The sequence below is a fragment of the Rhodocyclus tenuis genome, assembly GCF_014197755.1.
Taxonomy (GTDB): domain Bacteria; phylum Pseudomonadota; class Gammaproteobacteria; order Burkholderiales; family Rhodocyclaceae; genus Rhodocyclus; species Rhodocyclus tenuis.
The window spans coordinates 86,879-107,588 of the sequence record NZ_JACIGE010000001.1; the positions used below are offsets into that span (position 1 = coordinate 86,879).

General features: G+C 66.3%; 16 protein-coding genes. All 16 read left to right on the forward strand.

Annotated features, from left to right (window positions below; all coding sequences use genetic code 11):
- Positions 1 to 143: 143 nt before the first annotated feature.
- The 16 genes from GGD90_RS00400 (at position 144) to GGD90_RS00475 (ending at position 20,625) form a co-directional block, all read left to right on the forward strand.
- Complete coding sequence (locus GGD90_RS00400) at positions 144 to 695, forward strand: thioredoxin family protein (protein WP_153117106.1); 552 nt, start codon at positions 144 to 146, stop codon at positions 693 to 695.
- A gap of 69 nt (positions 696 to 764) precedes the next feature.
- The gene (locus GGD90_RS00405) at positions 765 to 4,613 is read left to right on the forward strand and encodes an EAL domain-containing protein (protein WP_184414875.1); all 3,849 of its coding nucleotides are present in this window, start codon (positions 765 to 767) and stop codon (positions 4,611 to 4,613) included.
- Between the two features lie 84 nt (positions 4,614 to 4,697).
- The gene (locus tag GGD90_RS00410; protein WP_153117105.1) at positions 4,698 to 5,699 is read left to right on the forward strand and encodes a class 1 fructose-bisphosphatase; all 1,002 of its coding nucleotides are present in this window, start codon (positions 4,698 to 4,700) and stop codon (positions 5,697 to 5,699) included.
- Positions 5,700 to 5,829: 130 nt separating this feature from the next.
- The gene (tkt, locus tag GGD90_RS00415) at positions 5,830 to 7,815 is read left to right on the forward strand and encodes a transketolase (RefSeq protein WP_153117104.1); all 1,986 of its coding nucleotides are present in this window, start codon (positions 5,830 to 5,832) and stop codon (positions 7,813 to 7,815) included.
- A gap of 50 nt (positions 7,816 to 7,865) precedes the next feature.
- Positions 7,866 to 8,861, forward strand: coding sequence for a type I glyceraldehyde-3-phosphate dehydrogenase (gene gap, locus GGD90_RS00420; RefSeq protein ID WP_153117103.1), 996 nt, complete (start codon positions 7,866 to 7,868; stop codon positions 8,859 to 8,861).
- Positions 8,862 to 8,954: 93 nt separating this feature from the next.
- Entirely contained in the window at positions 8,955 to 10,139 is a 1,185-nt protein-coding gene (locus GGD90_RS00425) for a phosphoglycerate kinase (RefSeq protein ID WP_153117102.1), read from the forward strand.
- 116 nt (positions 10,140 to 10,255) lie between these two features.
- Positions 10,256 to 10,420: a hypothetical protein gene (locus tag GGD90_RS00430; protein WP_153117101.1), complete on the forward strand. Its 165-nt coding sequence runs from the start codon at positions 10,256 to 10,258 to the stop codon at positions 10,418 to 10,420.
- 15 nt (positions 10,421 to 10,435) lie between these two features.
- Positions 10,436 to 11,878 carry a pyruvate kinase gene (gene pyk, locus GGD90_RS00435; RefSeq protein ID WP_153117100.1) on the forward strand — a complete coding sequence of 481 codons (1,443 nt, stop codon included), beginning with the start codon at positions 10,436 to 10,438 and terminating at the stop codon, positions 11,876 to 11,878.
- 142 nt (positions 11,879 to 12,020) lie between these two features.
- The gene (gene fba, locus GGD90_RS00440; protein ID WP_153117099.1) at positions 12,021 to 13,085 is read left to right on the forward strand and encodes a class II fructose-bisphosphate aldolase; all 1,065 of its coding nucleotides are present in this window, start codon (positions 12,021 to 12,023) and stop codon (positions 13,083 to 13,085) included.
- A 62-nt stretch (positions 13,086 to 13,147) separates the two neighbouring features.
- Positions 13,148 to 14,455: a DUF3422 family protein gene (locus GGD90_RS00445; RefSeq protein ID WP_153117098.1), complete on the forward strand. Its 1,308-nt coding sequence runs from the start codon at positions 13,148 to 13,150 to the stop codon at positions 14,453 to 14,455.
- Positions 14,456 to 14,613: 158 nt separating this feature from the next.
- Positions 14,614 to 15,552 carry a phosphoribosylaminoimidazolesuccinocarboxamide synthase gene (locus GGD90_RS00450; protein ID WP_153117097.1) on the forward strand — a complete coding sequence of 313 codons (939 nt, stop codon included), beginning with the start codon at positions 14,614 to 14,616 and terminating at the stop codon, positions 15,550 to 15,552.
- Between the two features lie 143 nt (positions 15,553 to 15,695).
- The gene (locus GGD90_RS00455) at positions 15,696 to 17,792 is read left to right on the forward strand and encodes a M3 family metallopeptidase (protein ID WP_153117096.1); all 2,097 of its coding nucleotides are present in this window, start codon (positions 15,696 to 15,698) and stop codon (positions 17,790 to 17,792) included.
- A 19-nt stretch (positions 17,793 to 17,811) separates the two neighbouring features.
- On the forward strand, positions 17,812 to 18,360 hold the full coding sequence (locus tag GGD90_RS00460) for a glutaredoxin family protein (protein ID WP_184414876.1): 549 nt from the start codon (positions 17,812 to 17,814) through the stop codon (positions 18,358 to 18,360).
- 406 nt (positions 18,361 to 18,766) lie between these two features.
- Complete coding sequence (locus tag GGD90_RS00465) at positions 18,767 to 18,976, forward strand: hypothetical protein (RefSeq protein WP_153117094.1); 210 nt, start codon at positions 18,767 to 18,769, stop codon at positions 18,974 to 18,976.
- Between the two features lie 138 nt (positions 18,977 to 19,114).
- Positions 19,115 to 19,948, forward strand: a complete 834-nt coding sequence (xth, locus tag GGD90_RS00470; protein ID WP_153117093.1) for an exodeoxyribonuclease III — start codon at positions 19,115 to 19,117, stop codon at positions 19,946 to 19,948.
- Entirely contained in the window at positions 19,945 to 20,625 is a 681-nt protein-coding gene (locus tag GGD90_RS00475) for a Crp/Fnr family transcriptional regulator (RefSeq protein WP_153117092.1), read from the forward strand. The genes xth and GGD90_RS00475 overlap by 4 nt, the downstream gene beginning before the upstream one ends.
- Positions 20,626 to 20,710 lie beyond the last annotated feature (85 nt).

Below are 20,710 nucleotides of genomic sequence, written 5' to 3' on the forward strand. Positions count from 1 at the left end.
CGTGGATCATAGGCCGCAAGGCACTTTGCCGCGAAATCGGAGGCACCACGGGCGGACGCTTCCTCGCAGCATCCAGTCGCCCGGCCTCGCCAGTACAAGAGCGCAAATCCTGCAAAGAAAATTCACAACGGAGACCCTGCATCATGGCGGTTAATACCCCGATCTGCGACTTCGGTTGGCCGGCAGTGGATTTCTGCCTGCCCGACAGCGCCGGCCGCGTGCATGCGCTCGCCGACCTGCGCGGGCCGAACGGTCTGCTGCTGATGTTCATCTGCAACCACTGCCCCTACGTCAAGGCAGTGCTCGACCGCATCCTGCGCGACGCGCGCCAACTGATCCCGCTGGGTATCGGCGTCGCCGCGATCTGCAGCAACGACGCCAACGACTACCCGGAAGACTCGCTGGAGAACATGCAGCGCCTGGCGCGCGAACTCGATTTCCCCTTCCCCTACCTGCACGACGCCGATCAGTCGGTAGCGCGCGCCTACGACGCCGTGTGTACGCCCGACTTCTTCGGCTTCAACGGCGCGCTGCAGCTGCAATACCGCGGCCGCCTCGATGCCTCGGGCCGCGCGCCGGCGCCGCCCGAGGCCCGACGCGAGCTGTTCGAGGCGATGCGCGGGATCGCCGCCAGCGGCCGCGGTCCGCGCGAACAGGTCGCGAGCATGGGCTGCTCGATCAAGTGGCGGCAATGAGCCGATGAGCGCCCTTGCCCGCCGGCGCGTGCCGGCAACGCCGGCCTCGCCGTCCTGAGCCGGTCGGCGATGATGCGTCGCCCCCTCGCCGGCCTGGCGCCACTGCTCGGCATCTTTGCCCTGCTCGCGCTCGGCATCGGCCTGGTCGACTATGACGCCTTCCGTTCGCAGCAGCGCGAAATAGAGTTCCAGGCCGAAAAGCAGCTGGCGACGATCGCCGACCTCAAGGTGCGGCAGATCAGCCAGTGGCGTGATGAACGGCTCGCCGACGCGCAGCTGATCCGCGACAACCCGCTGGTCGGCGAAGCGATTGCCCGCTGGATCGCGGGACGACAGAGCGACGAAAAGCACGCGGAAATCAAGGGCTGGCTGAACAGCTATGTACGCCACTTCGACTTCCGCGAAGCGCTGCTGCTGGCGCCCGACGGACGCATTCTCGCGGCGACCGCCGATGCCTTGCCGGTGTTCACCGACACCATCGCGCACCTGCAGGAAGCGGAGCGACGCGGCGCACCGCTGATGGGCGACCTGCAACCGTCGATGGGGATGGAGAGCTATCTCGATCTGGTGATACCGCTGAACGGCCGCGCCAGCACAAAGACGATCGCCTGCCTGGTCTTCCGCATCGACCCGCAGCGCTTCCTGTTCCCGCTGATGCGGACCTGGCCGACACCGAGCGAATCGGCAGAAACCCTGCTTGTCGAGCGCCGCGACCGCGATTTCATCTATCTCAACGAACTGCGGGGCAAGCCCGGCATGACGCTGCGCGCGGTCGGCAACGACGACCTCGCGGCACGCCCTTCGCTCGCCGACGAAGACGGCGCTGCCAAAGCCAGCATCGACTATCGCGGCGCCAGCGTATTCGCCGCGACGCGGCCGGTGCCCGGCAGCCGCTGGCTGCTGATCGCCAAGATCGATCAGGCCGAGGTGCTGTCGCCGCTCGACCGGCAGATCTCTTTCATCGGCAGCCTGTCGGCGCTGTTGCTGCTCGGCGCTGGCGCCATGGCCATCTGGTTGTGGCACATCCAGCGCCGCTCGCTGCACAAACAGCGCAGCGCCGAACAGAACGCCGCACGTGAAATCGGCAAGAGCAACGAGCACCTGCTCGCCGCCCAGCGCATCGCCGGCATCGGCAGCTGGGAGCGGCCGCTGCCGGGCGAGGCCATGTGGTGGTCAGCCGAAACGGCGCGCCTGCTCGGCTATCCGCCGGATACCGAAGCCTCGCTCGACATTTACTGCGCGCGCGTCCATCCCGACGACCGCGAAGTGCTACGGTCCAGCCTCAACGCCACCAAGGCCTGCGGCGAACAGCCAAGACTGGCTTTCCGCCTGCTGCTGCCCTCGGGCGAGGTTCGCCACTGCGAGAACGTCTGCCGCGTCATTGCCGACGAAAACGGCCTGCCGACCGCGCTCATCGGCGCCACGCAGGACATCAGCGAACGCCGGCGCACCGCCGGACAGCTGGCGGCCGTGCTGCAACAACTGCCACAGGGAATCAGCGTCTTCGACGAACACTTGCAGCTGCAGCACTGGAACGCCGGGCTGGCCGAAATCCTCGATCTGCCGCCGGATCAGCTCTTCGTCGGCGCCCGTTTCGCCGACCTGATCCGCGCCCCCGCCGAACGCGGCGAATATGGTCCGGGCGACCCCGACGTGCACGTGCAACAACGCCTTGCGCTCGCCCTGCGCTTCGAAGCGCACCGCTTCGAACGTACGCGCCCGAACGGCCGCACCTACCTGATCGAAGGCGCGCCCTATCAGGTCGAAGGGCAACTCGCCGGCTTCATCACCACGTACACCGAAATCAGCGAGCGCAAGAACGCCGAGCTGCAACTGGAGCGGCAGCACGCCATCCTGCGCACGATCATCGACAACATTCCCGGCGGCGTTTCGCTGATGGACGCCGGCCTGAACATCGTCGCCTGCAACCGCGAGTTCCGCCGCCTGCTCGACTTCCCCGACACGCTGTTCGACGGGCGCGGCATCGTCTCGCTCGCCGAACTGGCGCGCTTCAACGCCCTCCGCGGCGAATACGGCCCGGGCGACCCCGAGCAGCTGGCAGCGGCGGTGGTCGAACGCGCGCGTTCGGCCGAGGCTCACCGTTTTGAACGCCGGCGCCCGCAGGGAACAACCATCGAGGTGCGCGGCACACCGCTACCCGACGGTGGCTTCGTCACCATCTATACCGACGTCAGCGAGCGCAAGCTCGCCGAAGAACGCCTGCTGCTCGCGGAAAAGGTGTTCGACAACAGCCCCGACGCCATCGTCATCTGCAATGCCGAAGGCGCCATCCTGTCGACCAACCAGGCTTTCACCCAGATCACCGGCTACTCCGGCGCCGAGGTGATCGGGCGCTCGCCGCGCTCGCTCGGTGCCGGCGCCGCTGACGAGGACTTTCATCGGCGACTTGAAGAGTCGCTGAACGAGCGCGGACGCTGGGCCGGCGAGGTATGGGACCGGCGCAAGGACGGCGAAGCGTATCCGGCGTGGATGACGGTCAACGCGGTGATCGACCGCGACAGCGGCCGGCGCACGCATCTGGTCGGCATCTTCTCGGACATCAGCGAACGCAAGCAGGCGGAAGAGCGCATCCACTATCTCGCGCACCACGACGCGCTCACCGGACTGCCCAACCGCCTGTCGCTGGAAGCTCGCCTCGAACAGTCGTGCAGCGAATCGCGCCGGCGGCACAGCCACGTCGGCGTGCTGTTCATCGATCTCGACCGTTTCAAGGTGATCAACGACACGCTCGGTCACCACATCGGCGACCTGCTGCTGATCGAAGTCTCGCGCCGCCTGTCCGGCGCGGTGCGCGAGTCGGACATCGTCGCCCGCCTCGGCGGTGACGAGTTCATCATCGTGCTGCCCGGACTGAACAGTCCCGACGACGCCGCCAGTGTCGCGCTGAAGATCGTCGCCGCGCTCAACGAACCGGTGCTGGCGGGTAGCCATGAACTGCACACCAGTCCGAGCATCGGCATCAGCGTCTGCCCCGACGACGGCGAGGAGCCCGAGCAGATCCTGCGCAACGCCGATACCGCGATGTATCACGCCAAGGCACTGGGACGGAACAACTTCCAGTTCTACGCCGAGGAGATGAACCGCAATGCCCACGAGACGCTGGAACTGGAACGCCGCCTGCGTCAGGCGCTGACGCGTGCCGAGTTCTCGCTCGACTATCAGCCGGTGCTGAATACGAGCAGCCGTCAGGTCGTCGGCGTCGAAGCGCTGCTGCGCTGGCGACCCGACGGCGGTGAAGCCGTACCGCCGGCGCGTTTCATCCCGATCGCCGAGGAAACCGGGCTGATCGTGGCGCTCGGCAACTGGGTGCTGCGTACCGCGACGCGGCAGCTGCGCGAATGGATCGACGCCGGACTGCCACCCGTGCGCGTCGCGGTGAACGTCTCGGCACACCAGCTGCGCCGTAGCGACTTCAGCGAGCAGGTCGCCGCGGCACTGGCCGATTCCGGCCTGCCGGCGACGCTGCTCGAACTTGAAATCACTGAAAGCGCGGTGATGAAGGAACCGGAGGCGGCGCGCGTCATCCTCGAACGCCTGCGCAGCATGGGCGTGCGCCTGGCCATCGACGACTTCGGCACCGGCTATTCCTCGCTCGCCTACCTCAAGCGTTTCCCGATCGACCACCTGAAGATCGACCGCTCCTTCGTCACCGACATCGAGCATGACGCCAACGACGCGGCAATTGCCGTATCGACCATCGCGCTGGCGCACAGCCTCGGTATCGGCGTCGTCGCCGAAGGCGTCGAAAGCGAAGCACAGTTCGCCCTGCTCGCCGTGCACGACTGCGACGAGGTGCAGGGCTATCTGTTCAGCCGGCCCCTGCCGGCAGAGGCAGCACTGGCTTTCCTGCGCGCCGCTGCGCGTGGAAGCACAACCGGGGAGACGACGGCGGGGTAAAATGCGTGCCAACGACGCCAACTTCGCCAGCACTTGCCCGCCCGGCGTTCCACCACTGACCCGTTCGCTCCCGGAGACCCGCCCATGCGCCGCATCTCGCTTTCCCGCTACCTGATCGAAGAACAGCGAGACAAGGGAAGGATCGACGCCGACCTGCGCCTCTTGATCGAGGTGGTAGCGCGCGCCTGCAAGCGGATTTCGCTGGCCATCGGCAAGGGCGAACTCGGCGGCGTGCTCGGTTCGGCCGGCAGCGAGAACGTGCAGGGCGAAGTGCAGAAGAAGCTCGACGTGCTCTCCAACGAGATCCTGCTCGAAGCCAACGAGTGGGGCGGCCATCTGGCAGCGATGGCGTCCGAGGAAATGGAAGAGCCGCACCCGATCCCGAACCGCTTCCCGAAGGGCGAGTACCTGCTCGTCTTCGATCCGCTCGACGGCTCGTCGAATATCGACGTCAATGTTTCGGTCGGCACCATTTTCTCGGTCTTGCGCTGCCCGGAAGGCTGCGAGCCGGGCGAGGCCGCCTTCCTGCAACCCGGCTGCGAACAGGTCGCCGCCGGCTACGCACTCTATGGCCCAACGACGCTGCTGGCGCTGACGCTCGGCGCCGGCGTTGCCTTGTTCACGCTCGACCGCGAACTCGGCTCCTTCATCCTCACCGGCGACAAGCTGCAGATTCCCGCCGAGACGCAGGAATTCGCGATCAACATGTCGAACCAGCGGCACTGGGAAGAACCGATGCAGCGCTACGTCGGCGACCTGCTCGCCGGCGTCGACGGGCCGCGCGCCAAGGATTTCAACATGCGCTGGGTAGCGTCGATGGTCGCCGACGTGCATCGCATCCTGACGCGCGGCGGCGTTTTCATGTATCCGCTCGACGCGCGCATCGCCGGGCAGGGCGGCAAGCTGCGCCTGCTCTACGAAGCCAATCCGATGGCCTTCATCGTCGAACAGGCCGGCGGTGCCGCCAGCGACGGCCACCAGCGCATCCTCGACATCCAGCCGCAACGCCTGCACCAGCGCATCCCGGTCGTTCTCGGTGCAAAGAACGAAGTTGCAACAGTGGTCGCCTACCATCGCGGCAACTGAGCAAGACGGAGCGCCGGCCTCGCAGCCCTGCTGGCTATCCACGGTTGATAAATACCCGCGGGTGCAAGATAATTTTTGCCCCTGCGCTACGCAGCACCCCTCCTCTCTTTTTTAGGATCGGCCAACCATCGTGAACGTCGCCTTCACCCCCCTGACCGGCGCCTTGCGCGCCCTCGCCATGGACGCCGTCCAGAAAGCCAACTCCGGCCACCCGGGCATGCCGATGGGCATGGCCGAAATTGCCGAGGTGCTGTGGCGACGCCACCTGCGTCACAACCCGGCCAACCCGCACTGGGCCGACCGTGACCGTTTCGTCCTCTCCAACGGTCACGGCTCGATGCTGCTCTACGCGCTGCTGCATCTGACCGGTTACGACGTTTCGATCGACGACCTGAAGAACTTCCGCCAGTACGGTTCGAAGACGCCGGGACACCCGGAAGTCGACTACACGCCGGGCGTCGAGACGACCACCGGCCCGCTCGGCCAGGGCATCGCCAACGCCGTCGGCATGGCCATCGCCGAAAAGGTGCTGGCCGCCGAGTTCAACCGCCCCGGACACGAAATCGTCGACCACTCGACCTACGTCTTCCTCGGCGACGGCTGTCTGATGGAAGGCATCAGCCACGAAGTCTGTTCGCTTGCCGGCACGCTTGGCCTGGGCAAGCTGATCGCCTTCTACGACGACAACGGCATCTCCATCGACGGCCACGTCGAGGGCTGGTTCACCGACGACACGCCGGGGCGCTTTGCCGCTTACGGCTGGCAGGTGATCCCGGCAGTGCCCGGCCACGACCCGGAAGCGATCGAACGCGCGCTGCTTGAGGCACGTGCCGACAAGACGCGGCCGACGCTGATCTGCTGCAAGACGGTGATCGGCATGGGCTCGCCGAACAAGGCCGGCACGCACGATGTGCATGGCGCAGCGCTCGGCGACGCCGAAATCGCTGCCGCACGCGCCTTCATCGGCTGGCCCTACGCACCCTTCGAGGTCCCCGACGACGTTTATGCGGCATGGAACGGCCGCCCGCGCGGCGAAACCTTCGAGAGCAACTGGAACGCGCGGTTTGCTGCCTACACCGCCGCCTTCCCTGAACTCGCTGCCGAATACCGCCGGCGCATGGCCGGCGAACTGCCCGCCAGTTGGAACGAGGCTTCGGCGCAGGCACTCGCCGCCGTCGTCGCCAAGGCCGAGAACATCGCCACGCGCAAGGCCTCGCAGAACGCCATCCAGGCGCTCGCACCGCTGCTGCCCGAGATCATCGGCGGCTCGGCCGACCTCGCCGGTTCCAACCTGACCTTGTGGAAGCAGGCCCGCGGCGTCACGCACGACGCCGGCGGCAACTACCTCTACTACGGCGTGCGCGAATTCGGCATGACCGCCATCGCCAACGGCATCGCGCTGCACGGCGGCCTGATTCCCTTCACCGCCACCTTCCTCGTCTTCTCCGACTACGCGCGCAACGCGATCCGCATGGCGGCGCTGATGAAGAAGCGGCAGGTGATGGTGTACACGCACGACTCGATTGGCCTCGGCGAAGACGGCCCGACGCACCAGCCGATCGAACACGTTGCCTCGATGCGCCTGATCCCGAACCTCGACGTCTGGCGCCCGGCCGACGCGACCGAAACGCTGGTCGCCTGGATCGCCGGGATCGAACGCGTGCATGGCCCGAGCGTCCTCGCGCTGTCGCGGCAGAACCTGCCGACGGTCACCGCCGGCATCGACGCAGCCACCATCGCGCGCGGCGGCTACGTTCTTGCCGACGTGGCCGCTCCGCAGGCGGTGCTCATCGCCACCGGTTCGGAAGTGAAGCTCGCGCTCGACGCGCAGCAGGCGCTGGCTGCGGAAGGCATCGCAGTGCGCGTGGTGTCGATGCCCTGCACCAGCATCTTCGACCGTCAGGATGCGGCATGGCGCGAAGCCGTACTGCCCAAGGGCCTGCCGCGCGTCGCCGTCGAAGCCGGTATCGCCGACTTCTGGTGGAAGTACGTCGGCCTCGATGGCGCCGTCGTCGGCATGACGACTTTCGGCGAATCGGCGCCGGCCAACCGCCTGTTTGAACACTTCGGTTTCACCGTCGCCAACGTCGTCGCACGCGTCAAATCCGTGCTCTGAGCCGGCGCCCTTTCAATCAAATCTGTTTCAATTCAATCGGAGAAAGAACAATGAGCATCAAAGTCGGCATCAACGGTTTTGGCCGCATCGGACGCATGGTCTTCCGCGCTGCGATCAAGGACTTCGCTGACATCGAGATTGTCGGCATCAACGACCTGCTGGAACCCGACTACCTCGCCTACATGCTCAAGTACGACTCGGTGCATGGCCGCTTCAAGGGCGAAGTCTCGGTCGAAGGCAACACGCTGATCGTCAACGGCAAGAAGATCCGCCTGACCGCGGTCAAGGATCCGGCGCAGCTGAAGTGGGACGAAGTCGGCGCCGACATCGTCATCGAATCGACCGGCCTCTTCCTCACCGAAGAAACCGCCGCCAAGCACATCGCCGCCGGCGCCAAGAAGGTCATCATGTCGGCGCCGTCGAAGGACGACACGCCGATGTTCGTCTATGGCGTCAATCACCAGAGCTACGCCGGCCAGACGATCATCTCCAACGCCAGCTGCACGACCAACTGCCTGGCGCCGGTGGCCAAGGTGCTGAACGACAACTGGGGAATCAAGCGCGGCCTGATGACGACGGTGCACGCTGCCACCGCCACGCAGAAGACCGTCGATGGCCCGTCGAACAAGGACTGGCGCGGTGGCCGCGGCATCCTCGAAAACATCATCCCGTCCTCGACTGGCGCCGCCAAGGCCGTCGGCAAGGTCATCCCCGAGCTGAACAAGAAGCTCACCGGCATGTCCTTCCGCGTGCCGACCTCCGACGTCTCGGTCGTCGACCTCACCGTCGAACTCTCCAAGGAAGCCAGCTACGCCGACATCTGCGCGGCGATGAAGGCCGCCGCCGAAGGTCCGATGAAGGGCGTTCTCGGCTACACCGAAGAGAAGGTCGTCGCCACCGACTTCCGTGGCGAGTCGAACACCTCGACCTTTGATGCCGACGCCGGCATCGCGCTCGATTCGACCTTCGTCAAGGTCGTCGCCTGGTACGACAACGAGTGGGGCTACTCGTGCAAGGTTCTCGAAATGGCCCGGGTCATCGCCTAAGCCAGCGAGCGAAGGGGGCGCCGCTGGCGCCCCTTTTTCTTTGCCCCCGCAATAGCGCTGCAAGTCCGCCACCCATACGGGAAAGTCACTGCCATGAACTTCAAACGTCTCTCCGAACTCGACCTCGCCGGCAAGCGTGTCTTCATCCGCGCCGACCTCAACGTGCCGCAGGACGACAGCGGCGCCATCACCGATGACACGCGCATCCGCGCCTCGCTCGCCGGCATCCGTCTGGCCGTTGCCGCGGGCGCCGCGGTGATGGTCACCTCGCACCTCGGCCGGCCGACGGAGGGCGCACTCACCGCTGAAGACTCGCTGGCACCGGTCGCCGCGCGCATCGGCGAACTGCTCGGACAACCCGTCCGCCTGATCGCCGACTGGGTCGATGGCGGCTTCAGCGTCGCGCCGGGCGAAGTCGTCGTTCTCGAAAACTGCCGCGGCAACAAGGGCGAGAAGAAGAACAACGAAGAACTCGCGCAGAAGATGGCGAAACTCTGCGACGTTTACTGCAACGACGCTTTCGGCACCGCACACCGCGCCGAAGCGACGACGCACGCGCTGGCGCTGGCCGCGCCGGTCGCCTGCGCCGGCCCGCTGCTCTCGGCCGAACTCGAAGCGTTGGGCAAGGCGCTGCTCAACCCGGCCCGACCGCTGGTGGCGATCGTCGCCGGCTCGAAGGTGTCGACCAAGCTGACCATCCTCGACAGTCTCGCCGACAAGGTCGACCAGCTGATCGTCGGCGGCGGCATCGCCAACACCTTCCTGCTCGTCGCCGGCCACAAGATCGGCAAGTCGCTGGCCGAGGCTGATCTGGTCGAAGACGCGCGTCGTCTGCAGGAACGCATGAGCGCCCGCGGCGCGTCGATCCCGATCCCGGTCGATGTCGTCACCGCCAAGGAATTCTCGGCGACCGCCGCCGCGACGGTGAAGAACGTCGAAGACGTCGCCGACGACGACCTGATCCTCGACATCGGCCCGAAGACCGCCGCGGCACTCGCCGAACAGCTGAAGAACGCCGGCACCATCGTCTGGAACGGCCCGGTAGGCGTCTTCGAATTCGACCAGTTCGGCGAAGGCACCAAGACTTTGGCACACGCCATCGCCGATTCGCAGGGCTTCTCTATCGCCGGTGGCGGCGACACGCTGGCGGCGATCGCCAAGTACGGCATCGCCGAGCGCATCGGCTACATCTCGACCGGCGGCGGCGCCTTCCTCGAATTCCTCGAAGGCAAGACGCTACCGGCCGTTGCCGCACTGGAACAGCGCTGCAACGGCTGATCCGGACGGCAGAGCGAGCGCAGTCTCGCCACTTGTGCAAGCACAGAGGCACGCCGCAATGCGTGCCTCTGTGCATTTCTGCCCCTTGCTGCCAGCCCGTAGCAGGCGCTGCGTTCATGCGCGACCGGGTAGCGGCCGTCATCGGCATCACCGGCGCAGCGAAACGCAAATTGCGGACCGGCCTGGCCAGCCAGCGCATCGGCCGGGCCGCGCGCGTCACACGGCTGTCAGGCGAACGCGTTAGAATCAACCTCGAACTGCCGGCTACCGCCGGCTTCTGATACTGCGGAGATGCCATGCCCCGTCACACCAAGATCGTAGCCACGCTTGGCCCGGCCTCAAGCGACGAAGCAGTCCTCGAAGGAATGATCCGCGCCGGCGTCGACGTCGTGCGCCTCAACTTCTCGCACGGCAAGGCCGCCGACCACGTCGCCCGCGCCGAAACCGTGCGCGCCGTCGCCGCGCGCGTCGGCCGGCCGATCGGCATCCTCGCCGACCTGCAGGGACCGAAGATCCGCGTCGGCAAGTTTGCCGAGGGCAGCGTCACGCTCGAAGCCGGGCAGGCTTTCATCCTCGACGCACAGTGCGAGCTCGGCAACAGCGAACGCGCAGGACTCGACTACAAGGATCTGCCGCGCGACGTATCGCCGGGCAGCGTGCTGCTGCTCGACGATGGGCGCATCACCCTCGACGTGGTACGCGTCGTCGGCACCGAGATTCACACGCTGGTGCGGCACGGCGGCGATCTCTCCAACAACAAGGGGATCAATCGCCAGGGCGGCGGCCTGTCGGCGCCGGCGCTGACCGCCAAGGACATGGACGACATCCGTACCGCCGCCGCGCTCGGCGCCGATTTTCTCGCCGTCTCCTTCCCCAAGAGTGCCGCCGACATGTACATGGCGCGCCAGCTGATGGCCGCCGCCGGTGGCCGCGCGCTGCTCATCGCCAAGATCGAGCGCGTCGAAGCCGTCGCGGCACTTGAAGAAATCCTCGATGCCTCAGACGGCGTCATGGTCGCGCGCGGCGACCTCGCGGTCGAAGTCGGCGACGCGGCAGTTCCGGCGCTGCAGAAGCGCATGATTCGCCTCGCCCGCGAGAAGAACAAGCTGGCGATCACGGCGACGCAGATGATGGAGTCGATGATCGTCTCGCCGACGCCGACGCGCGCCGAAGTCTCCGACGTCGCCAACGCCGTTCTCGACGGCACCGACGCAGTGATGCTCTCGGCCGAAACGGCGGCCGGCAAGTACCCGGTGCAGGTCGTCGAATCGATGGCGCGCATCTGTCTGGAGGCCGAGAAATCGGCCGAGGTGGTGCTTGACCGCGAATTCCTCAACCGCGTGTTCACGCGTATCGACCAGTCGATCGCCATGGCCGCGCTGTTCACCGCCGACCACCTGAAGGTCAAGGCGGTGGCGGCGCTGACGCAGTCGGGATCGACGGCGTTGTGGATGAGCCGCTTGAACTGCGGCGTGCCGATTTTCGCGCTGACACCGGAAACCGCCTCGCTGACCAAGATGGTGCTCTATCGCGCCGTCTTCCCGCTGCTCATGGCGCAGCAGCACACCGATCGCGACCTGCTGCTGCAGGAAGCGGAAGAACGGCTGATCGAGGCCGGCGTCGTCGAGGCCGGCGACCTGATCGTGATCACCATCGGCGAGCCTATCGGCACGGCCGGCGGTACCAATACGCTGAAGATCGTTCGCGTCGGCGAACAGCGCGCGCCGCTGCAGAACTGAGCGGCATCGCCACGCGGCGACCGGTTGGCCGCCGCGCTTCGCGCTAGAATGGCAGGACTGTGCGGCACCGCCGCCTGCCTTGCCAGCGACATCCCGGTTTCATTCGACTCTCGACAATAACGATCTTCCCGAGGAGGAAATCATGCCGATCGTATCCATGCGCCAACTGCTCGACCATGCCGCCGAAAACGGCTATGGCCTGCCCGCTTTCAACGTCAACAACATGGAGCAGGTGTGGGCCATCTGCGAAGCCGCCGCGCAGATCGACGCGCCGGTGATCATGCAGGCCTCGGCCGGTGCGCGCAAATACGCCGGCGAGCCTTTCCTGCGCCACCAGATCCTCGCCGCACTCGAAGCCTATCCGCATCTGCCGATCGTCATGCACCAGGATCATGGTCAGTCGCCGGCGGTGTGCATGGGCGCGATCAAGTCGGGCTTTTCCTCGGTGATGATGGACGGCTCGCTCGAAGCCGACGGCAAGACGACCTCGTCGTACGAATACAACGTCGCCGTCTCGAGCGAAGTGGTCAAGTTCTCGCATTCGATCGGCGTTTCGGTCGAAGCCGAACTCGGCGTTCTCGGCTCGCTCGAAACGATGAAGGGCGACAAGGAAGACGGCCACGGCGCCGAAGGCCACATGACGCGCGAACAGCTGTTGACCGACCCCGATCAGGCTGCCGACTTCGTCAAGCAGACCAACTGCGACGCGCTGGCGATCGCCATCGGCACCAGCCACGGCGCCTACAAGTTCACCAAGAAGCCCACCGGCGACATCCTCGCCATCGACCGCATCAAGGAAATCCACGCGCGCATTCCGAATACGCACCTGGTCATGCACGGCTCGTCGTCGGTGCCGCAGGAACTGCTCGCCGAAATCCGCGAGTTCGGCGGCGACATGAAGGAAACCTACGGCGTTCCCGTCGAAGAGATCGTCAAGGGCATCGCCCACGGCGTGCGCAAGGTAAACATCGACACCGACATCCGTCTGGCGATGACCGGCGCGGTGCGGCGCTATCTGGTCGAGAATCCCGGCAAGTTCGACCCGCGCGACTACCTGAAGCCGGCGCGCGAAGCCGCCAAGAAGATCTGTCTGGCGCGCTTTGAAGCCTTCGGTTGCGCCGGTCGCGCCAGCCAGATCAAGGTCATCGCACTCGACAAGATGGCCGAGCGCTATGCCAAGGGCGAACTGAACCAGATCGTCCGCTAGCAGTCTAGCTTTGCCATCGCGCCGCCGCTCCCGGCGGCGCGATTTTCATTTATGGGGTGTGCATGCTCGCCAGTTTCGATTTCGAGGAACATCCGCTACGCCAGCGGCTGAATCAGGAATTCCACGCGCGACCACCGATTCCGCTCGTCGTGCCGTCGCTCGTCTCGCACCTGGCCTTCATGCACGAAGGCAACTCCTCGGCCAACGAACGCGAACATCTGTCGCAACTGTGCAGCGGCGGCGTCTGCCGCTTCATCGAAAACTCCGACACGCATCTGGTCCTCGAAGCCGAAAAGTTCACGCTGCGCTGGGAGCTGCATACCGAATTCTCCAGCTACAGTTTCTCGCGACCGCTGCAACCCGGCGAGCCGACGCAGTCGGCCGAAACGGCGCTCGACGATTCGCTGCACGACTGGCTGGAAGCCATCCCCGGCCAGCTGATGGTGGCGACGCATGTCGAATTGCGTTCAGCGAAGGACCTCACGCCGGAAGCAGCGATGGCCTGCTATTCGGCGAGTCCGCGACAGGTCGGCGGCGCGCTGGTGTCCGGCGGCGCCGCCTGGGTCTTTTCCGATTTCATGTTCGACCGCGGCTTTTCGCGCTTTCTCGTCCTCGACGTTTCGCTCACCGAACGGCAGGCCGGACGGACGGTACAACGGCTGGTCGAGATCGAGACTTACCGCATCATGGCGCTGCTCGGCCTGCCGGTGGCGAAGCAGGTCGGCCGCTGGCTGTCCACGGCCGAGAAGCGACTGGCCGAGATGATGGCGCGCATCGTCAAGACGCAGAATTCCGACGACGAGCGCGAAGTGCTCGGCGAACTGTCGGGCCTGGCCGCCGAAGTCGAGGATTCGGTGGCACGCACCACCTACCGTTTCGGCGCGTCGCGCGCCTATCACGACTTCGTCGAGCAACGCATCGAGGAACTGCGCGAGGTGCGCATCCCCGGCTTTCCGATCTTCGGCGAATTCATGCAGCGCCGCCTGCTGCCGGCGATGAACACCTGCGAAGCGATGGCGCGGCGGCAGGAAGACCTCTCCGGCCGCGTCGTGCGCAGCAGCCAGCTCCTGCGTACGCGTGTCGACATCGAACTCGAACGGCAGAACCAGGACCTGCTGGCGCAGATGAACAACCGCGCGCGCCTGCAACTGCGCCTGCAGGAAACCGTCGAAGGCCTGTCGGTGGTGGCGATCACCTACTACGGCTCGCAGCTGGTGAAAGCCGTGACCAGCGGTTTCGCCACGCAGCTGCCGGCACTGTCGCCCGAGCTGATCGCCGCCGCTTCGGTACCGGTCATCGCCATCTTCTCGCTGATCGGCATCCGCAGCATGCGCCGGCAGCTGGCGCGCGAAGAGCACGGCAGCAGCTGATTCCGGCGGCAGCTATAATTTCGGCCTGACGCGCCTGACGCGCGCTCCTGGCCGGCGAAGAGCCGCCACCGCACAAGAAACCGCAGTATTTCACCACTCCGCTTGCAGCCCGCGCCGCAAATACCCCCAACTCCCTCACTGCCTACAGGAACGATACCGTGAGCCAATCCCTTTTCGAATCGACCATCACCAGCCTGCCGCTGCTCGGCCGCGGCAAGGTGCGCGACATTTACGCGGTCGGTGACGACAAGTTGCTGATCGTCACCAGCGACCGCCTCTCGGCTTTCGACGTCATCCTGCCGGACCCGATTCCGGGCAAGGGCAAGGTGCTGACGCAGCTCGCCGGTTTCTGGTTCGACCGCCTCGCGCACATCGTTCCCGGCCAGCTCACCGGCATCGCGCCGGAAGACGTCGTGGCGCCTGACGAGCGCGAACAGGTGCGCGGCCGTGCGCTGGTGGTCAAGCGTCTGCGGCCGCTGCCGATCGAGGCGGTGGTACGTGGCTACCTGATCGGCTCCGGCTGGAAGGACTATCAGGAAACCGGCGCCGTCTGCGGCGTGGCGCTACCGGCCGGACTGCAACAGGCGGCAAAGCTGCCGCAACCGATCTTCACGCCGGCAACGAAGGCTGAACTTGGCGAACACGACGAGAACATCTCCTTCGCGCAATCGCAGACGCACTGCTCTGCCGTGCTCGGCGACGCATTGGCCGGCACCGGCAAGAACGGCGCGCAACTGGCGACCGAAGCGCGCGACGTCTCGCTGGCGCTGTACAGCGAAGCCGCCGCCTACGCGCTGTCGCGCGGCATCATCATCGCCGACACCAAGTTCGAATTCGGCATCGACGCCGCCGGCACGCTGCACCTGATCGACGAGGCGCTGACGCCCGACTCCTCACGCTTCTGGCCGGCCGACAGCTACCGCGAAGGCATCAGCCCGCCCTCGTACGACAAGCAGTACGTGCGCGACTACCTCGAAACGCTCGACTGGAACAAGCAGGCTCCCGGCCCGCGCCTGCCGGCGGAAGTGATCGAACGCACGCGCGGCAAGTACGTCGAAGCCTGCGAAACGCTGACCGGCGCGCGCTTCGTCGACTGAGTCTCGCAAGCACGGCTGGCTGCGCCCACAAGGCCGCGGCCAGCCGGTGTTTTCCGCCGTTCTGGCGTGAACTACCCCGTCGCTGGATCACGGCCCGCCGCGCCATGATGCCGGCGACGGAATTTACTTTCAGGCTGCGCTCCATGACCGACACGAATTCCCCGCTCGCCAACCCTCTCCTCGATTTCTCGGGCCTGCCGCGCTTCGACACGGTGACGCCGGGCGACGTACAGCCGGCCATCGGCGAACTGCTGACGCGCGCACGCACGCTGGTCGAACGCCTGACCGACCCGGCGACGGAGGCGCGCTGGGCGACTTTCGCGGCACCGCTCGCCGACGGCATCGAGGAATTCTCGCGCGCCTGGGGAGTCGTCGGCCACCTGCATTCGGTCAATGACGTTCCCGAATGGCGCGAGGCGTACAACGCCATGCTGCCCGAGGTGTCGCGCTTCTTCGCCGAACTCGGGCAGAACCTTGCGCTGTTCGCCAAGTACAAGGCGATCCGCGACAGCGCCGAATTCGCCGGCCTGAGCGAAGCGCAGCAGCGCATCGTCGACAACGAAATTCGCGACTTCCGCCTCTCCGGCGCCGAACTGCCCGAAGCCGACAAACCGCGCTTCCAGGCGATCCAGGAAGAGCTTGCCAGCCTCGCCGCCAAGTTCTCGGAAAACGTTCTCGACGCGACCAATGCCTTCGCCGAGATCATCACCGACCCGGCCGAAATCGCCGGCCTGCCTGCCGACGTGGTCGAAGCGGCACGCGCCGCCGCCGAAAAAGCTGGTGTCGAGGGCTGGAAATTCACGCTGCACATGCCGTCCTACCTGCCGGTGCTGCAGTACGCCGACAGCCGCCGCCTGCGTGCCGCGCTCTATCGCGGCCACGCCACGCGCGCCTCGGAATTCGGCCCGGCCGAACTCGACAACACGCCGCTCATCCGGCGCATCCTCGAACTGCGCCGCGAAGCCGCGCGCATGCTCGGCTTTGGCGACTACGCCGAAGTCTCGCTCGCCGCCAAGATGGCCGAGTCGACGGCACAGGTCGAGACTTTCCTGCGCGACCTCGCCGGCAAGGCGAAACCCTTCGCCGAGCGCGACCTCGTCGCGCTGAAGGAATTCGCTGCGCAGGAACTCGGCCTGACCGACATCGAACCCTGGGACCTCGCCTACGCCTCGGAAAAGCTGCGCGAGCAGCGCTATTCCTTCTCCGAGCAGGAGGTGAAGGAATACTTCACCGAACCGAAAGTGCTGGCCGGGCTGTTCGGCGTCATCGAGAACCTGTTCTCGGTGCGCGTACTGCCCGACAGCGCGCCGGTGTGGCACGAAGACGTGCGCTTCTACCGCATCGAAACGCCGGCCGGCGCACTCGTCGGCCAGTTCTACCTCGACCTCTACGCACGCGAAACCAAGCGCGGCGGCGCCTGGATGGACGAGGCAATCACCCGGCGGCGCGTCGGTGATTACCTGCAGACGCCGGTCGCCTACCTCAACTGCAACTTCCCGCGCCCCGTGGGCACAGTGGACGGAAAAGCGGACGGCCAACCGCGGCCGGCGACCTTCTCGCACGACGACGTGATCACGCTGTTCCACGAAACCGGACACGGCCTGCATCACCTGCTGACGCGCGTCGAGGAACTCGGCGTTTCCGGCATCCACGGCGTCGAGTGGGACGCCGTCGAGCTGCCCTCGCAGTTCATGGAAAACTACTGCTGGGAATGGCACGTGGTGCGCGGCATGAGCGCGCACATCGATACGGGCGAAGCGCTGCCGCGCGCGCTGTTCGAGCGCATGCTGGCGGCGAAGAACTTCCAGAGCGGGCTGCAGGCGGTGCGTCAGCTCGAGTTCTCGCTGTTCGACCTGCTGCTGCACAGCGCCTACGATCCGGTGGCCGACGCCGCCGCCGGGCGCACACCGCTCGACGTTCTCGCCGACATCCGGCGCGAAGTCGCGGTACTGCTGCCGCCGCCCTGGCAGCGCTTCCCGAACAGCTTCTCGCACATCTTCGCCGGTGGCTACGCGGCGGGCTATTACAGCTACAAGTGGGCAGAGGTGCTTTCCGCCGACTGCTACGCGGCTTTCGAGGAAGCCGGCGATCCCTTCGACGCCGCCACCGGCAGCCGCTTCCTCGACGAAATCCTCTCGGTCGGCGGCTCGCGGCCGGCGCTCGATTCGTTCCGCGCCTTCCGCGGCCGCGATCCGGCGGTCGAGGCGCTGCTGCGGCATAGCGGCATGGTCGAAAACTGAGTCTGCAAAGGAGAACGCCGTGCGTACTGCCCGCCTTGCTCCCCGCCTCTTCACCCTACTCGCCTCGCTGCTGCTGACGCTCGCAGCCGGCAACGCGAGCGCACAGGCCGACTACCGCTGGATCGACCCGGTCAGCGGGCGCACGGTTTTCTCCGACCAGCCACCGCCGCCCGGCGCGCGCCGCGTACAGAGCCGCGGCAGCAGCGATGCAGCGTTGGCCGGCGAGGGCGGCGAAACGCCGCTGCCCTTCGCCACGAAGCAGGCGGCGAGCAAGTACCCGGTGAAGCTCTACACCGCCGCCAGCTGCGTCGAGCCCTGCGCACAGGCACGCGCGCTGCTCAACGCACGCGGCGTTCCGTTCAGCGAGAAGATGCTACAGAACGACGCCGAAGCCGCCGAACTGCGCGAACGCGGTGGCGGCGGCGAGATCATGGTGCCGAGCATCACCGTCGGCTCGCAGTTCTATCGCGGCTTCGAGGCCGGCTCGTGGAACAACCTGCTCGATCTCGCCGGTTATCCGGGCAGCGCTGCCCCCGGCAGCAAGGCAGCCGGCGCCTTCGCGCGCTGATTGCGCCGGGTCTGGCGCGCTTATCTTCCGCGATGCCAAGACCCCGGAGCGCAGTGGGAGGGGCCTGACTGCGACGAGTGGAAGCGGTTTGCGCGCGCTGAGCGCTGCCCGGCGTCGTGCGCTGCGTTTGCGTTGCGCAAAAAAATCCCGCCGTAGCGGGAAAATACTGCCAGGGAGAATGTGCCAAGCACGGACGCAAGCTTACGCGCCACATCGCGCGCGCGCCTTTGCGGCGCGTGTCGGATTGCAAGCGGATGTTTCGGTGCCGGCAGTGCACGGGTGACGATTCGCTGTTTTCGCTGCCGCGGGGCTCACCAAAAACGCCGCGCCCCGGTAGAATCTCTCCCGGTAATAAACGATCTGCCCACTCCCCGGCAAGCATCCAACAAACAGCAAGGTGCGCCTCGTGACTGAATTGCAGCGGCGGTGCGGTGACTGCGGTTTTGCAACGCAGCTGAAAGGCTCGACGACATTGGTCGTTTGCATCGCGCATCTCGATTACCGCTCGCCGGAATCGACGGCGATATGCGATGCGTTCACCGCGCAGCAGTTTTTCCGGGTCGGCAATTTCAGCGGCGCGCACGCGAAGGACGCGAGCACCGACAAGGTGGATTGAGCGGACACCGGGTCGCGGTGCGCTTGCGGGCCGCCGGTGCAGGCCCCGACGATCAGTAGCGCAGCGCCTGCTGCCGCCACCACGCCGCCCGCCAGATTTCCAAATAAATCGCAATCCATTCAGTAATTTGGAAAACCATTGAAAATCGCCGCCTGGAACGTCAATTCGCTGAAAGTGCGCCTGCCGCAACTGCTCGAGTGGCTGCCGCTGGCGCAGCCCGACGTCGTCTGCCTGCAGGAAACCAAGCTCGAAGACCACAACTTCCCGCGCGCCGAAATCGAGGCCGCCGGTTACCACGTGGTTTTCTCCGGGCAGAAAACCTACAACGGCGTCGCGCTGCTGTCGCGCACCCCGGCCGAGGATGTCGTCTGTGGCAACCCGCGCTATGAGGACGTGCAGAAGCGACTGATCGCCGCCACCATCGACGGCGTGCGCGTGATTTCGGCCTATGTACCGAACGGCCAGTCGGTCGGCAGCGACAAGTACGCGTACAAGCTGGCCTGGCTCGACGGGCTCGCCGGCTGGCTCGGCGACGAACTGCAGGCGCATCCGCAACTGGCCATCGCCGGCGATTTCAACATCGCGCCGGAAGACCGCGACGTGCACGATCCGGCCGCTTGGGCCGGCCAGGTGCTCTGCTCCGACGCCGAACGCGCGGCCTTTCGCCGCCTGCTCGAACTCGGCCTGCACGACAGCTTCCGCCGCCACGAACAGCCGGAAAAAAGCTGGTCGTGGTGGGATTACCGCATGGCGGCCTTCCGCCGCAACATCGGTCTGCGCATCGACCACGTGCTGCTGTCGACGCCGCTGGCCGAACGCTGCACCGCCGCCGGCATCGACCGCGAGATGCGTGCGCTTGAGCGGCCCTCGGACCATGCGCCGGTTTTCGCCGAAATCGCTGACGCGCCGCTGGGCAGTCCACCCGGCGTCGCCGCCGGCTCCGGCCAGACCGCGCAAACCGCTGTCCAATGAGCATCACGGAAGTTTCCGCTGCTGCGGATGAACTGTTCGCGCGCTACCCGGCGCTGCGCACGCTGCCGGCAGCCGATCTCGCCAGCCTGCTGCGCCCGCAGGGCCGACTGCAGGTGCCGGGCGGCGGCGAACTGTTCGCCGAACATTCGCCGTGCCTCGGTTTTCCCTTGCTCCTTGAAGGCACGATCAAGGTGGTGAAAAGCGCGCCGAACGGGCGCGAAATGCTGCTCTATCGCGTCGAGCCCGGCGGCTCGTGCATCATCACCTCGAGCTGCCTGCTCGGCAGCAGCCCGTATTCGGCACGCGGCGTCGCCGAAACGCCGGTGACGCTGCGCATGCTGCCGACGCCGGCATTCGACCGCCTGCTCGGCGAGTGCCCGCCCTTTCGCGGCTTCGTTTTCCAGCTGTTCGCCGAGCGCATCGCCGCGCTGATGCAGCGTATCGAGGAAATCGCCTTCCAGCGCCTCGACCAGCGGCTGGCGCGTCTGCTGCTCGGCCGCTCCACGCCGATCCGCAGCACGCATCAAGCGCTTGCCGAAGAGCTCGGCAGTGTGCGCGAGATCGTCAGCCGCCTGCTGAAGAGCTTTGCCGACCAGGGGCTGGTCGCGCTCGGCCGCGAGCAGATCACGTTGCTCGACCGCGAGCGCCTGCAAGGCCTCGCCGACGCTGAACGCTGATCCGGCGCTCAGCCTTCCCCGCGCGAGGGGATGCACGAGGGACTCCGGCTATGTGACCCAGGTTACATACGCGCCACCGACGGCG